Raw genomic sequence first — 15,293 nt, 5'->3', positions numbered from 1 at the left:
GCAGACTGTTTGATTCATTGAATAAAAAAAGCGCTGCGATCAGGCAGCGCTTTATATTTGCAAAAACTTCAAATTAATTAGCTGTTAGCTACCACTTTGGCGGCAACGGCTGCGTCAGAACGTTTCAGAATCGCGTAAGACACGCCAGTCAGAACCGTACCCGCAATAATCGCTACCAGATATAGCAGCACCGGAGTAATAGCGCCTGGGATAAGCAATACAAACAGACCACCGTGTGGTGCCATCAATTTTGCGCCAAAAGCCATGGAAAGTGCGCCGGTCAAGGCTCCGCCTGCGATACAGCAAGGGATCACACGCATTGGATCACGCGCCGCGAAAGGTATTGCTCCCTCGGAGATAAAGCACAGGCCCAGCACCAGCGCCGCTTTTCCACCTTCTCGTTCACCTTGTTCAAACTTGTGACGCGCCAGCAGCGTAGCGAGACCCATTGCCAGCGGAGGAACCATTCCCGCCGCCATGATTGCCGCCATTGGGGCATACACGGAAGAGCTCAGTAATGCGACACCAAACGCGTAGGCCGCCTTGTTAACCGGGCCACCCATATCAGTACACATCATCGCGCCGACGATTGCGCCCAGCAGCACCGCGTTGGCTGTACCCAGTGACTGCAACCAGGCAGTCAGGCCCAGCATGATTTTAGCGACCGGCGTACCGACCACATAAATCATCACCAAGCCGGTTATCAGACTGGCAATCAGCGGAATAATCAGTATCGGCTTAAGAGCTTCCATACTCTGCGGCAGGCGCAGCTTGTTGCTGATAAATTTCGCCACATAACCAGCCAGGAAACCGGCAATAATACCGCCGATGAAACCGGCACCGGTACTGACAGCCAGCATACCGCCGATCAAACCTGGGGTCAGACCCGGACGGTCGGCAATTGAGAAGGCGATAAAACCTGCCAACACCGGAACCATCAAAGCAAAGGCTGAAGCCCCGCCAATCTGCATCAATGCCGCTGCCAGCGTGCCTTTCACTTCAAAGGCTTTTATACCGAAGATAAACGACAGCGCGATACACAAACCGCCGGCGACAACCATTGGCAGCATGTATGACACGCCAGTCAGCAGGTGACGATAAGGACCGCTGCCGGTCTCTTTTTTCTTGCCAGAAGACGCCTGCCCCTGCTTTTTAGGCTCGAACAGTTCGGCTTCAACCAGCGCTTTATCCAACTCTTGTTTAGTCTTTTTCAGTGCCAGACCGGTGGAAGTGCGATACATCTGCTTGCCCGCAAACTTCTCGAGATCCACCTCGATGTCGGCGGCCACGATGACTAAATCGGCAGCAGCGACTTCTTCAGCAGTGATGGCGTTACCGGCACCCACTGAGCCACGGGTTTCAACCTTGACCCACCAGCCACGCTTTTTGGCTTCGGTTTCAATGGCTTCGGCCGCCATAAAGGTATGGGCCACGCCGGTTGGGCAGGCGGTGATTGCTACGATGCGTTTCGGGCCTGCGGCTACGGGGGCGGCAGCCGAGGCGGTAGTTTTCACAGTCTGCGCCCTTGCCTGATAAGGCTTGGCGTCGATTGCCGCCTGCTGCACAAAGGCGTCCGGCGCACGAACTGCGTCAGCCAGAGACCCTAAATAAACGTTTTTGCCGTTCAGCTCGGCGTCAGCTGGCACTGTATCGCCAACGGCCAACACAATTTCAGCCTCGGCAGCGCGGGTCACGACCTGATGCCCTGCTTTTACCGCGGCAGCCGCAAGCATATCTCTTGCAATCTGCGCGCTCGCCTGTCCAATCGATTTATCTACTATCAGCAGCGTCTTCATACTTGCTCTCCTGCTGTCAATTAAAGGGTTTCAGATCAACACGTGCCATCATCGCCGCCAACTGCGGGCGATCTTTGACACCAACATTGCTTTGGCTCACGGCAAGCGCGGCGACGGCAGTAGCCAGACGCAGCGTGTGCTCGCTTGATTCACGCATCAGCAAACCGTAAATCAGCCCGCCGACCATCGAGTCACCGGCGCCTACGGTACTGACCACTTCACAGGCCGGTGGCTTGGCAATCCACGCGCCAGAAGCGTTTACCCACAGCGCGCCTTCAGCGCCAAGAGAAATCACAACGTGTGCAATGCCCTGATCGCGTAAAGCGTGGGCGGCCTCGACGACGTCGCTTAAATCGTTAAACTTACGTCCAGCCCAGATTTCCAGCTCACGGCGATTAGGCTTAACCAGCCAAGGTGCAGCTTTCAGTCCTGCTACCAGCGCTTCGCGGCTGCTGTCGAAAATAATGCACGGACACTGACTGCGCAGGCGGGTCATCCAGTCGGTAAATGCCTGAGGATCAACCCCCGCCGGCAAGCTACCGCAAACTGCAACCATGTCGAACTGCCCAAGCCAGCTCAGGGAATCATTAACAAAACGTTCCCAGTCCTGCGGGGTCACTTCGAAGCCGGAGAAGTTAAAATCACTGACCTCACCGTCTTTTTCAGTCAGCTTAACGTTGATACGGGTACGGCCTTCGACCACCTGAAAACGGTTGGCGATGCCCAGACTGCTGAACAGGTGCTGAAAGCCATCCTGATTCTCTTTACCCAGAAATCCGCCCACGGTGACATCTATACCCAGGTCTTTAAGCACCTTGGCAACGTTAATGCCTTTACCGGCGGCGTGCAGACCGGCTGTCTGAACCAGATTGACTTCACCGCGTTCAATTTCAGGGCAATATCCCACTAAATCGTAAGCAGGATTTAAAGTAATAGTGGCTACTCGACGACTCATGCGCCCTCTCCCAGACCTTCGGCAATGGCTTCACCGATAGATTTCAGTGCGACTTCGGCATCTTCACCGCTGGCAGTGAAGCGCAGGTGATGACCTTTTTTCACACCCAGTGCCACGACTTTCATCAGGCTGCGACCGTTGGCAGGTTTACCGCTGCCGTCCAGATTGGTCACTGTAATTTCGCTGTTGAATTTCTTGATGCAGTTAACCAGCGCGGTGCCCGGTCGAGCGTGCAGACCGTGCTCATTGCGGATCACATATTCGGCGGTCAGCACTTCGCTTTGCTCTTCGACTTCGCTGGTCAGCAGCGCCAGCACACCTACCGCATCGGCCGTCTGCAAACGTTCAGCCTTGCCCGCTCTCAGTAGGGAGCCAAGGTAACCCAACAGCTCGACAGGTTTGTCATCGGCGACAGCAATAGTAAGCAACAACGCGACTTTCTCACCCTCATGTTCGAAAGCAGTCTGAGGACGGCTAACAGTTGCAGCACTGCTCAGGTTGCCGTTAACCGCATCGCTCAGCCACACTCCCTGACCCAGACTTAGCGGTTTACTGCTGATGACTTCGCTGACGAACGCAGTATCAACCGCGCCAATCTGCTGTAAACGCCCGGCGTTCAGGGCTTGCAGAGTGATCAGAGTATCGGCGGCAACGTCGACGGAAATCAGCTGAGTGTCGAAACGAAATTCAGCGGCGGTTTTTTCGCCCATCAACAGGCTGCGCAACTCTTCAGTTGAATCCGTTTTAGCCAGCTGTTCCGCCACGCTGTCATCGCTGAGAACGTGGGTAAGTTGGCGAAGCAAGGTAAGGTGTTCATCGGAGCGGGCGGCGATACCAATCACCACGAAGGCTTTTTGCCCTTCACCCCATTCGATCCCCTGTGGAAACTGGAACACCTGAACACCGGTATTCAGCACCAGATCACGCGTGTCGGTTGTGCCGTGCGGGATGGCAATGCCATTACCCAAATAGGTTGAGGTTTGCAGCTCTCGGGCCAGCATTCCTTCTACATAACCTTCGCTGACGCGACCCGCTGCGGTCAACGCGGCGGCGACTTGACGGATTGCGTCCTGCTTATCGCCTGCGGCTGCGCCCAGGTGGATGTCTTGCTGTGACAACTCGAACATAGTTCTCCTCTCCTGCCGAACTTGAATCGTTTCAGCTTTACTGAGAAAAAAGGAGCGCCGCAGGATTATTAAGAATAATCGAACAACGCTGAAACGTTTCACTGAGTCTCATTCTGCGCCGCTTATTTTGCAAGCGTTGCGTGTTTTGGCGTTGCATTTTTATGATGCTACGCACATTTTTCCTTTTTTAGTTTCGAGACTTTCAACCAAGCCGAAAAAAGCTGAAGTATAGCTGACAGTGTTTGTTACCGTGGCTGAAGTTGGCTGGCGTAAATTTCGCCATATCGCGTTTTGAACATCTCGTGCTGAAAGTGAAAAACGCCCTGCTTAATTACGATCAAAACCCGTGTTTGTTATTTAAAACAAGCGTATTATTCGCGCGAATTTCCTCTCCGCTACAATATTATTCGGGTATACACCTAAAAAATGACCGTTTTTACCACCACAGCGCGCCGCCTGCGTTTGCCTGACATGACGTCAAGCGCGTTCCTGATCATTGCTTTTTTGACCGGTATCGCCGGTGCGCTGCAGACCCCGACGCTGAGCCTTTTTTTGACTTCCGAAGTCAAAGTCTCGCCCTTTATGGTCGGACTCTTTTTTACCGGCAGCGCGGTGATGGGGATTCTGGTCAGCCAGTTTTTGGGGAGTTGGTCAGATAAAAAAGGCGACCGCAAAACGCTGATTCTTTTTTGCTGCATTCTTGGAGCGCTGGCGTGTGTGCTTTTCGCCTTTAACCGCAGCTATTTCATCCTGCTGTTGGTCGGCGTGCTGCTTTCCAGCTTCGGCTCGACCGCTAACCCGCAAATGTTTGCTCTGGCGCGTGAACATGCCGACAAAACCGGCCGCGAGGCGGTGATGTTCAGCTCAATTTTGCGAGCGCAGGTGTCACTGGCATGGGTCGTCGGCCCGCCGCTGGCTTTCGCGCTGGCGCTGGGCTTTGGTTTCACCTTTATGTATTGCGCGGCGGCAGCGGCCTTTTTGTTGTGCGGACTAATGGTGCGCGGCTTCCTGCCTTCAATGCCTAAAGCGGTGTTGACGGGCACCGTTCCTCTGCAAGCACCGCGCGTTAATCGTCGCGACACGTTAATGCTCTTTATCGCCTGCTCGCTGATGTGGGCGGCAAACAGTATCTATCTGATTAACATGCCGCTTTATGTCGTTAAAGAGCTGCATTTACCGTCGAAGCTGGCCGGAATGCTAATGGGCAGCGCCGCATGCCTGGAAATCCCGACGATGCTGATTGCCGGATATCTTGCCAAACAGCTGGGCAAGCGTTTTCTGATGCGTTTTGCGGTCATTAGCGGCGTGTTTTTCTATTCAAGTCTACTGTTCTTCACTGGCACCGCAGAGCTCATTGCCATTCAGGTGCTGAATGCATTGTTTATTGGCATTCTCGCCGGGATTGGCATGCTGTATTTTCAGGACTTGATGCCGGGTCAGGCCGGTGCGGCGACTACGTTGTTTACCAATTCAACGCGAGCGGGCTGGATTCTGGCGGGTTCAATAGCGGGATTAGTGGCGCAGTTCGCCAGCTATTACGCGGTATTTTACGCGGCGCTGGCGATGGTGGTGATTTCGGTAGGCTGTATCTGGCGGATAAAAGAAGCTTAAAACTGAGCTTATGGCGCCGCGCGGAAAATCAGGGCGCGGTATCGGCTTCAAGGGTAATTAAATAGGTCAATGCCTGATCGCGATGGGTAAAACACATCTCGCGGCTGGCCTGCAGGCTGGCACAGACTTTTGGCCGCAGCGGCGAGGTAAAAATCTTGCACATAAAGTTGTCTGCCAGTTGAACGCAGCGGGTATTGGCAGGTTTACCGTTAGGCATACCCGGGATCGGGCTGGAAATCGAAGGCGCGATACAGCAAGCACCACAGTCTGTACGACAGTCCATCGGTAGCTCTCCTCTGGGCTGCGATTGAAGGGCGGATGGGAACCAGACCCATTAGCCGCAGACAATAGCAGCACGGTGAAAATCTCACCAGACAAATCGCCAAAATCCCGCTACAACGGCCATTTCGTCACTCTTTTTGAGCTAGCTACTTGCCTGAAATCACGCGCGCGAGTAACGTGTCGCCCATTATCCAAACTTTTTGCAAACAGGTTATTTTTATGGCACGTGCTAATGAAATTAAACGCGGCTTCGTTGTAAATTACGACGGTAAATTGCTGCTGGTTAAAGATATCGACGTCCAGAGTCCTAGCGCGCGTGGCGCAAGTACGCTGTACAAAATGCGGTTCTCCGACGTGCGTACCGGCATGAAAGTTGAAGAGCGTTTCAAGGGTGACGACATCATTGATACCGTGACTTTGACCCGCCGTAAAGTGAACTTCTCCTACGTTGACGGCGACGAGTACATCTTTATGGATGACGAAGACTTCACGCCTTATACCTTCAATAAATCGCAGATCGAAGAAGAGCTGCTGTTTATCCCTGAAGGCGGTCTGGCCGGGATGCAGGTTCTGTTGCTGGAGACTCAGTTGCTGGCGCTGGAAATGCCACAAACTGTTGATCTGGAAATCATCGAAACCGCGCCTGGCATCAAAGGCGCGTCTGCCAGCGCTCGTAACAAGCCTGCAACGTTGAGCACTGGCCTGGTGATTCAGGTTCCAGAATACTTGAGCAGCGGCGACAAAATTCAGATTCATATCGCGGAACATCGCTATATGGGCCGCGCATAAGCGTTTAACCCTTATGTTTTTCAGAGCGCTGCGGCGCTCTTTTTTTTGCCTGCAATTAATCAGTCAGCTTGTTTGCAGCATAGTTATGATCTGTCTCACAAATGCGCCTTAATATTTGGACTTACCAATTCTCATTGCTGTTATATCACTTTACACTGAATGCTTGATTAAACGGCTGATTAAGACGAAAAATCGACCTTAATCCTTTGCCTTGGCTATTTTGGCCTGACCAATTTAACCTAAGCCCGAATGTGACGGAGTCAAAATGAACAAGATTTCCACTAGCCCGCTGCCCGCGAATGTCCAACATCCTAAATACGACCGTAAAGCGCTGAAAACCCGCATCGTGCATATCGGTTTTGGAGCCTTCCATCGTGCCCATCAGGCGCTAATGACCGACAGAGTGTTGAATCAACAGGGCGGCGACTGGGGAATCTGCGAGATTTCACTGTTTGGTAGAGATAATTTAATTAAAGCGCTGCGTGAGCAGGATCATTTGTTCTCGGTACTTGAGAAAGGCGCGGAGGGAAATCAGCCGATTATTATCGGTGCTGTGAATGAGTCTATGCATGGGCGCATTGAAGGAATCGGGGCTATTGTAGAAAAGCTGGCCGAGCCGCAGGTTGCGATTGTCTCTCTGACCATCACTGAAAAAGGCTACTGCATTGAGCCGGTTAGCGGAAAACTTGATGTTAATCATCCAGATATCATCAAAGATCTGCTCGGTGGACAGCTCCCTGCGACTGCGCCGGGTCTGCTGGTCGAAGCACTGCGCCTGCGTCACCAGCGCGGTCTGCCGGGTTTTAGCATCCTTTCCTGTGACAATATTCCTGAAAACGGTCATGTAGTAAAAAACGCCATTCTCGGGCTGGCGCAGGCAAAAGATCCGGCGTTAGCCAGCTGGATCCATGAAGCGGTGACCTTCCCCAGCACCATGGTTGATCGCATTGTCCCTGCCTTGACGGAAGAGTTTGAAGCCGAAATTACCGAGTCGCTGGGCGGCATTAGCGATCCCTGCGGGATTGCCGCCGAGCCGTTTATTCAATGGGTGATCGAAGATAATTTTGTGGCAGGTCGCCCGGCCTGGGAAATTGCAGGCGCGCAGCTGGTCGATGACGTTCTGCCGTTTGAGCAAATGAAACTGCGCATGCTCAACGGCAGTCACTCCTTCCTGGCCTATCTCGGCTATCTGGCGGGTTATCAATACATTAACAGCTGTATGGAGGATGAAAATTATCGCCGTGCGGCACGACAATTAATGTTGAATGAACAGGCTCCAACCTTAAACGTCAAGGCTATTAATCTGACTACTTACGCTGACAGCCTGATCGAGCGTTACAGTAATCCTGCGCTGAAACACCGTACCTGGCAGATAGCGATGGACGGCACGCAAAAGTTACCGCAGCGCATGCTCGATTCGTTGCGCTGGAATCTAGCCAACGGCGGCGAGTATACCTGTCTGGCTCTGGGTGTCGCGGGCTGGATGCGTTATGTCGGCGGCGTAGACGATGCAGGTCAAGCGATTGAAATCAAAGACCCAATGGCGGCAAAACTGAGTGAAATCGTAGCATCCAGCGAGGACGGCGAGGCCCGAGTTCATGCGCTGCTGGGACTCACTTCGGTGTTTGGCGAACAATTACCCAATAATAAAGACGCCGTAGCGGCGATTGTCAGCGCCTACATCAATCTGCAACAGCATGGCGCGAAGGCTACCGTAGCTAAGCTGTTGAGATAAAACACTTACCGCCCCGCTAGTCATTTAGGCTGGCGGGTATTGATCTAAACAAATAACCATCGAACGCGGGGTCTTCGGCATCTGATATTTCCAGCAGTTTGCTTTTTACATTTTCGAGATGTTGCCACATGGCCTGCTTGGCGGCCTTCGGCTCGCGGCGCAGCACTGCCTGCAAGATTTGCTGATGATCATTAAGCCACAGCTGGCTGTAATTCTCACCGCCAATGTGCTGATGCAAACCCTGCCACATCCGGCTATTTTTTCGTACCTGCCAAAGTTCATAAACCATATTCGCCAGTACACTATTTTGCGACGCCTGCGCCAATAAAGTGTGGAACAGCTCATCGGCACTTTCATCGATAATACCCTGCGCGACAAAACTCTTTTCCAGCTCGATAGCATCGCGCATCTTCAGGATATCGGCTTTAGTGGCCTGGACGGCGGCAAAGGCGGCAACCTCACTTTCTAGCAACTGTCGTGCCTGAAGCAGCTCAAAGGGGCCGTAACCACTGTCGCCATAGGGGGCCAAGATGGCACTATTTTGTTCCAAAACATAAACACCAGAACCTTTACGCACCTCTACCACTTTCTCCAGCTCTAGCATGATCAGTGCTTCTCGCACTACGCTGCGGCTAACAGAAAAACGTTCTGCGATATCACGTTCTGGAGGCAGGCGATCGCCGGGTTGATGCTGGCCGGAAACAATCGCCTGGCGCAATTGATTGCCGATTTCCTGATAAAGCCGCATGTTTAGCCTCCTTCGCCTGCAAATAATGAAAACAGTATACCATGCAGCCAGTTAGCGTTGCAGAGAGGTTAAATGTCGACCGCTGCACATTTTGAACATTGATTCGTCGGCATAAAAGAGCTTTCCTGAGGCGCAAAAGTCTCAATGGGCTAGATTTTCTGTTCATAGAGGGGCATCTTATTGCGGATATTTTGATTAACAACTTTGCTGTTTGCCTGGCATCAGGCCGAGAGTGAAGGGTCACAAGGACAATGACATGACGCAAACCAACCTTATCACCGGATTCCTTGGCAGTGGCAAAACTACCACTATCCGCCACCTGCTGGCCCAAAAGCCGGAAAACGAAAAATGGGCGGTGCTGGTCAACGAATTTGGCGAAATCGGCATTGATGGCGCTCTGCTGGCAGACAGCGGCGCGGTGCTAAAAGAGATCCCCGGTGGCTGCATGTGCTGTGTCAACGGACTGCCGATGCAGGTTGGCCTGAATATGTTGCTACAAAAAGCCAAACCGGATCGCCTACTGATCGAACCCACTGGTCTGGGCCATCCTAAACAGATCCTGTCGCTGCTGACCTCCGAGGTTTACCACTCCTGGCTGACATTGAATGCCAGTCTCTGCCTGCTGGATGCCCGCCTGCTCAGTGATGAGCGCACCTTCAATAATGAAAATTTTCGCGATCAGCTCGCCGCGGCGGATATTGTTATCGCCAACAAAGTCGATACCTACACTGAAAATGATAACCAGAAGCTGGCCGAGTGGACAGCCACTCAAAACCCGGCCTTGCGGATTGAACGGGTATCGCAGGGGCAAATTGATGCCAGCCTGCTCGATGAACTGCGTTTAAACCAGCGCGAATTACCAGACGGCAAACATCACCACGCCCACGCCTCGAAACAAGGTTTGGCCGCATTGAGCCTGCAGGGCCAGCAGCGCTGGCGACGGGCGCTTAACGAAGCCGGTGAATATTCAAGCTGTGGCTGGATTTTCGATACCGAGACAGTCTTCGACACTGCGGGAATTCTTGATTGGGCCAGACAAGCACCGGTAGATCGCGTGAAAGCCGTGGTACGTATTAAGGAAGGCACGCTGCGGGTCAATCGTCAGGGAAATGATCTGCACATTGAGACGTTAGGAGCCGCGCCTTTAGATAGCAGAATCGAGCTAATATCACGCAACAAGTGCGACTGGAATACTCTACAGTCCCTTTTGTTGAAGATCCGTTTAAGTTAGCAGGCTTACCGTATTTGGCAGTAAAAAAAACTGCACTCCAATAAATACGGGTTTAAATCTATGTTTCGCCGCAATCTTCCTGCGATCCTTGTGCTTAATGTGCTGGGGATCGCCCTTTTCCTATCTTACTACTTGCCTGCCAACCACGGATTTTGGTCGCCTATCGACAAGTCGGTATTCTTCTTCTTTAATACGCGTCTAGCGACCAATGAAACCTTCCTGCATCTGGTCGCCGTCACTAACAACCGCGCCTTTGACGTATGCTCACTCTTGGCAATGGGCCTGCTTTATCTTTCCTATTATGTGAAAAGAGACAGTGCTGGCCGCCGCAAGATGATTATTGTCGGCATTGTGATGCTGCTGACCGCCGTGGTGTTGAATCAGCTTGGCCACCAGCTACCCGTGGTGCATAAAAGCCCTTCTTTGAGTTTCCCCCACGTTAACCGCGTGAGTGAACTGACCGGCATTCCGACTAAAGATTCTTCCGGCGACAGTTTCCCGGGCGATCACGGCATGATGCTGATGGTATTCACCGTATTTATGCTTCGCTATCTGGGCGCTCGCGCCTTCGCCATTGCCCTGCTGATAACGGTGGTATTTTCAATGCCGCGTTTGATGATCGGTGCGCACTGGTTTACCGATATTATGGTCGGTTCGCTGTCGGTGGTATTAGTCGGTGGAAGCTGGTGGTTAATGACCCCGGCCAGCGATTTATTAGTGAATTGGTTAGATAAAAAATTGCCAAAGAAAAAGGCAAATTAATTCCTTTTTAGGAAAAACCTTATTTTCTTAAACATAGTTTTTAATTATGGCTCGAGACAAATTGTCATGTTTTCGGGCCATTTTATTTGTTGCCAATGTAAATAGGCGAAAACAGAAAATTGCTCGCAGACCGCACTCTGCTGCGCTTTTAAGCCAAACCAGCGCAAATCTCAATCAGCTGATTTTACATTAATAGTTACATTGCCTTACATCAGTATTTCTTATTAAAAAAGCGTTAAAACATCTCGCTTTCCCTAAATCATTACGGTAATCTCGACCTCGTTGCACAGAAATGTGGCATTACTGGCTTGATTCCAATTAAAAGTGTGTTGTACCACACAATTTCCTGGCTAAGCCTTTGCCCCAGCTGATCGCGACAGGTAATCTCGCTTGGTTTTTGGCAATTTGATAACGAACTTTCGGCTTCGTTAAGGACAGCAAGGGAAAACAACATACATGGTCAAGTCTCAACCGTTTCTGAGATATGTGCTGCGGTTAATCCCCGCAATTGGCGCGGCAATTCTTCTCTCCGCGTGTAGTACTACTCATTCTTCGAACACAGAAAGCGCACAAACTGAGATGCATGCAGTTAAAGACAAAGATGGTCTTTTACTTCAATCCTCTCAGGATGAATTCGAAGCAATGGTTCGTAACGTCGATATTAAATCCAAAATCATGGATCAATATGCAGACTGGAAAGGCGTTCGTTATCGGTTAGGCGGCGACAGCAAGCGTGGTATTGATTGCTCAGCCTTCGTACAGACAACATTCCGCGAACAATTCGGCATGGACCTACCGCGTTCTACCTATGAACAGGAAGATATCGGTAAAAAAATTCAGCGTAACAAGCTGCGTCCTGGCGACTTAGTGTTATTCGGTGCAGGCTCTACGGGCCGTCACGTAGGTATTTATCTCGGCAACGATCAGTTCGTTCATGCTTCAACAAGCAATGGCGTAATGATTTCAAGCCTGAGTGAAGCTTACTGGACCAAACGTTATCGCGAAGCAAGACGTGTATTGCCAGGTGCAACGCAGAATGCGGGTAACGGGAACTTGACGACTGCCATGCTGCAATAGCGGCTAATACAGAAGTCCCTCTTGTTGTCCAGGCCAAGCGAATAAAAAAAGACTCTTTTCGAAGGGTCTTTTTTTATTGATCTTTCCCCTCTGTAAATCAAGCCTCTCCCCTCTGTTTTGCTATAGACTCATTCAGCCACTGTGCTAGAACTGCCAAAATGGTTATTTAAACATTTTCAATCTATTATTGACTCATTACCCATCAGCGACGCCCAGACAGGAGTTAACTTTCAGGATGTTTCCTCGCGCACTCACAGCTCTGTTATTGTCGCTTATTGGATTTTTCGCCCATGCCGACACGATAGAAGACGGCTATGCCTTCGCGATTCTTGGCGATCCCAAATACATTTATAATTTTACCAATTTTGACTACGTGAACCCCGCCGCGCCCAAAGGCGGCAGCATCACTTTTTCAGCCCTTGGCACCTTCGATAACTTCAACCGTTTCGCCTCGCGCGGTAATGCCGCTATCCGCAGCGATACCTTGTACGACAGCCTGTTCACCCCTTCCGCCGACGAGATAGGCAGTTATTATCCGCTGATTGCCGATTCGGCGCGCTATGACAGCGATTTCAAATGGGTTGAAGTGGAGATTAATCCCCACGCCGTTTTCCAGGATGGTAGCCCGATTACCGCCAATGACGTGGCCTTTACCTTCAAAAAGTTTATGACCGAGGGCGTGCCGCAGTTTCGCGTGGTTTACAAAGGCGTGGTAGTGAAAGCCATCTCGCGACTCACGGCACGTTTTGAATTCCCTTCGCCCAACAAAGAGCAGATGCTGGGACTTCTCGGCCTGCCGGTTTTGCCGGAAAAGTTTTGGCAGCATCGCAAACTTAACGAGCCGCTTTCGACACCGCCGCTCGGCAGCGGGCCTTATCGCATCAGCGACTATAAGCTGGGTCAATATGTGACCTACTCCCGCGTTGGCAACTATTGGGCCGCCAATCTGCCAGTGAACCGTGGACGCTATAATTTCGATACTATCCGCTATGACTATTATCTTGATGATAATGTTGCCCTCGAGGCGTTTAAATCTGGCGCGTTCGATTTCCGCAGCGAGGCTTCACCAAAAAATTGGGCCACCCAGTATCAGGGCAGCAACTTTAGTCGTGGGCTGATAATCAAGCAGGACGATGAAAACAAGGCTGCGCAGGATGCTCGCTGGCTGGCGTTTAATATTCAACGGCCAATGTTTGCCGATCGCAAAGTACGTGAAGCCCTGACGCTGGCATTTGATTTCGACTGGATGAACAAAGCACTGTATTACGGCGCTTATCAACGCACGAATAGCTATTTCCAGAATACCGAATATGCCGCCGGCAATTATCCCGACGCCGCAGAGCTGGCCTGGCTAGCACCGCTTAAAGGTAAAATCCCTGACGAAGTTTTCAGTCAGCTTTACCAGCCACCGCATTCGGACGGCAGCGGTAACGATCGCGCAAACCTGTTAAAAGCTACCGCGCTGCTGAAAGAGGCCGGTTGGACGGTGAAAAATCAGCAGCTGGTGAATGATAAAACCGGCAAGCCGTTTAACTTTGAGCTGCTATTGCCCAGCAGCAGCAACTCGCAGTACGTGCTGCCGTTCCAGCATAACTTGCAGCGTTTAGGCATCACCATGAGCATTCGTCAGGTTGATAACTCTCAGTTTGTCAGCCGCCTGCGCTCGCGCGACTATGACATGATCCCGACGCTGTACCGCGCCATGCCCTACCCCGGCACCGATTTGCAAATCATGTGGAATTCCAAATACATCAACTCGACCTACAACGCGCCAGGTGTTTCCGACCCGGCTATTGATACCCTGACCAACGAGATCGTTGCCCATCAGGGCCAGCCGGATGCACTGCTGTCTTTGGGACATGCCATCGACCGCGTATTAACATGGCACATGTATATGATCCCGATGTGGTATTCCAATCGCGACCGCTACGCCTACTGGGATAAATTCTCGATGCCGGCGATTCGCCCACCTTATTCATTGGACCTCGATACCTGGTGGTTCGATATGAATAAAGCCGCGCGGCTGTCCGCCGCCAGAAAATAAGGAGACGACATTGACCGCCTATCTGCTTCGTCGACTTCTGCTGGTGATCCCCACGCTGCTGGCAATCATTACTATCAACTTCTTTATTGTGCAGATTGCTCCGGGCGGCCCGGTAGACCAGGCGATTGCGGCGATTGAGATGGGCCAGGGCAATGGTTTACCAGGCGGCAATGCGGGCAGCGGAAATGGCCATGCGGTTGCCGGTGTCGGCCAGGTTGGTGACAGCAACTATCGTGGTTCGCGCGGGCTTGACCCAGAGGTTATCGCCGAAATCACTAAACGCTTTGGTTTTGATAAACCGCTGCATCAGCGCTATTTCGACATGCTGTGGCAGTATGCGCGTTTTGATTTCGGCGACAGCCTGTTTCAGGGCGCAACAGTGATGCAGCTGGTGAAGTCCAGCCTGCCGGTCTCTATTAGTCTGGGATTGTGGAGTACGCTGATTATTTATCTGGTGTCGATTCCGCTGGGCATCCGCAAGGCGGTAAAAAACGGCAGCGCGTTCGATACCTGGAGCAGCTCGGTGATCATCATCGGTTATGCCGTACCGTCGTTTTTATTCGCCATTTTGCTGATTGTGTTCTTTACCGGCGGCAACTATCTCGACTGGTTCCCGCTGCGCGGCCTGACCTCGGCTAATTTCGACTCGCTACCGTGGTACGGTAAAATTACCGATTATCTATGGCACATCACGCTGCCGGTGCTTGCGACGGTGATCGGCGGTTTTGCTACCCTGACCATGCTGACCAAAAACTCGTTTCTTGACGAAGTGCAGAAGCAGTACGTGGTTACCGCCCGCGCCAAAGGGCTCGACGAGAAGAAAATCCTTTATCGCCACGTTTTCAGGAACGCCATGCTGCTGGTGATCGCCGGTTTTCCGGCTACTTTTATCAGCATGTTTTTTACCGGTTCGCTGCTGATAGAGGTCATGTTCTCGCTACACGGACTCGGGCTGCTGGGTTACAACGCCACGCTACAGCGCGATTTCCCGGTGATGTTTGGCACGCTGTATATTTTCACCCTGATTGGCCTGCTACTGAATATCATCAGCGATATAACTTACACGCTGGTTGACCCGCGTATTGATTTCGAGGGCCGCGAACAGTGAAGCTCAATACTGCCAACCGTGCCCGCTG

Annotated in this window: 13 protein-coding genes; 8 read left to right on the top strand and 5 right to left on the bottom strand. The window is 51.8% G+C overall.

The features are described 5' to 3' along the window. Window positions 1-77: 77 nt before the first annotated feature. The 3 genes from fruA to fruB are packed head-to-tail and all read right to left on the bottom strand — an operon-like array spanning window position 78 to window position 3,878. Window positions 78-1,796, bottom strand: coding sequence for a PTS fructose transporter subunit IIBC (fruA, locus tag AB3G37_RS07585; protein ID WP_369790207.1), 1,719 nt, complete (start codon window positions 1,794-1,796; stop codon window positions 78-80). A gap of 16 nt (window positions 1,797-1,812) precedes the next feature. Next, window positions 1,813-2,751, bottom strand: a complete 939-nt coding sequence (gene fruK, locus AB3G37_RS07580) for a 1-phosphofructokinase (protein ID WP_009638552.1) — start codon at window positions 2,749-2,751, stop codon at window positions 1,813-1,815. Next, window positions 2,748-3,878 carry a fused PTS fructose transporter subunit IIA/HPr protein gene (gene fruB / locus AB3G37_RS07575; RefSeq protein ID WP_369790206.1) on the bottom strand — a complete coding sequence of 377 codons (1,131 nt, stop codon included), beginning with the start codon at window positions 3,876-3,878 and terminating at the stop codon, window positions 2,748-2,750. The genes fruK and fruB overlap by 4 nt, the downstream gene beginning before the upstream one ends. Before the next feature lie 426 nt (window positions 3,879-4,304). Between fruB and AB3G37_RS07570 the strand changes: the two genes are divergently transcribed. Further along, complete coding sequence (locus tag AB3G37_RS07570) at window positions 4,305-5,489, top strand: sugar efflux transporter (protein ID WP_009638554.1); 1,185 nt, start codon at window positions 4,305-4,307, stop codon at window positions 5,487-5,489. A gap of 28 nt (window positions 5,490-5,517) precedes the next feature. On the opposite strand, the gene AB3G37_RS07565 is transcribed toward AB3G37_RS07570, so the two are convergent. Next, complete coding sequence (locus AB3G37_RS07565; RefSeq protein ID WP_009638555.1) at window positions 5,518-5,772, bottom strand: YkgJ family cysteine cluster protein; 255 nt, start codon at window positions 5,770-5,772, stop codon at window positions 5,518-5,520. Window positions 5,773-5,990: 218 nt separating this feature from the next. On the opposite strand from AB3G37_RS07565, the gene yeiP reads away from it, so the two are divergent. Together yeiP and AB3G37_RS07555 are read left to right on the top strand one after the other, a co-directional pair. Continuing rightward, the gene (gene yeiP, locus AB3G37_RS07560) at window positions 5,991-6,560 is read left to right on the top strand and encodes an elongation factor P-like protein YeiP (RefSeq protein WP_009638556.1); all 570 of its coding nucleotides are present in this window, start codon (window positions 5,991-5,993) and stop codon (window positions 6,558-6,560) included. A gap of 265 nt (window positions 6,561-6,825) precedes the next feature. Next, window positions 6,826-8,295, top strand: a complete 1,470-nt coding sequence (locus AB3G37_RS07555) for a mannitol dehydrogenase family protein (protein WP_369790205.1) — start codon at window positions 6,826-6,828, stop codon at window positions 8,293-8,295. Window positions 8,296-8,311: 16 nt separating this feature from the next. Here AB3G37_RS07555 and AB3G37_RS07550 read toward each other — a convergent pair whose 3' ends face one another. After that, on the bottom strand, window positions 8,312-9,043 hold the full coding sequence (locus AB3G37_RS07550; RefSeq protein ID WP_369790204.1) for a GntR family transcriptional regulator: 732 nt from the start codon (window positions 9,041-9,043) through the stop codon (window positions 8,312-8,314). Between the two features lie 256 nt (window positions 9,044-9,299). Between AB3G37_RS07550 and AB3G37_RS07545 the strand changes: the two genes are divergently transcribed. From AB3G37_RS07545 to AB3G37_RS07525, 5 genes are all read left to right on the top strand, one after another. Continuing rightward, window positions 9,300-10,274, top strand: a complete 975-nt coding sequence (locus AB3G37_RS07545) for a GTP-binding protein (protein WP_369790203.1) — start codon at window positions 9,300-9,302, stop codon at window positions 10,272-10,274. Between the two features lie 60 nt (window positions 10,275-10,334). Beyond that, complete coding sequence (locus tag AB3G37_RS07540) at window positions 10,335-11,036, top strand: phosphatase PAP2 family protein (protein WP_009638560.1); 702 nt, start codon at window positions 10,335-10,337, stop codon at window positions 11,034-11,036. 456 nt (window positions 11,037-11,492) lie between these two features. Continuing rightward, window positions 11,493-12,113 carry a bifunctional murein DD-endopeptidase/murein LD-carboxypeptidase gene (mepS, locus tag AB3G37_RS07535; protein ID WP_050956190.1) on the top strand — a complete coding sequence of 207 codons (621 nt, stop codon included), beginning with the start codon at window positions 11,493-11,495 and terminating at the stop codon, window positions 12,111-12,113. Window positions 12,114-12,348: 235 nt separating this feature from the next. Then, on the top strand, window positions 12,349-14,157 hold the full coding sequence (locus AB3G37_RS07530) for an extracellular solute-binding protein (RefSeq protein ID WP_369790202.1): 1,809 nt from the start codon (window positions 12,349-12,351) through the stop codon (window positions 14,155-14,157). Window positions 14,158-14,167: 10 nt separating this feature from the next. Next, window positions 14,168-15,265 carry a microcin C ABC transporter permease YejB gene (locus tag AB3G37_RS07525; RefSeq protein WP_009638563.1) on the top strand — a complete coding sequence of 366 codons (1,098 nt, stop codon included), beginning with the start codon at window positions 14,168-14,170 and terminating at the stop codon, window positions 15,263-15,265. Window positions 15,266-15,293 lie beyond the last annotated feature (28 nt).

The organism is Rouxiella sp. WC2420 (assembly GCF_041200025.1).
Taxonomy (GTDB): Bacteria; Pseudomonadota; Gammaproteobacteria; order Enterobacterales; family Enterobacteriaceae; genus Rouxiella.
This window is presented reverse-complemented; position numbering and strand designations above follow the sequence as displayed.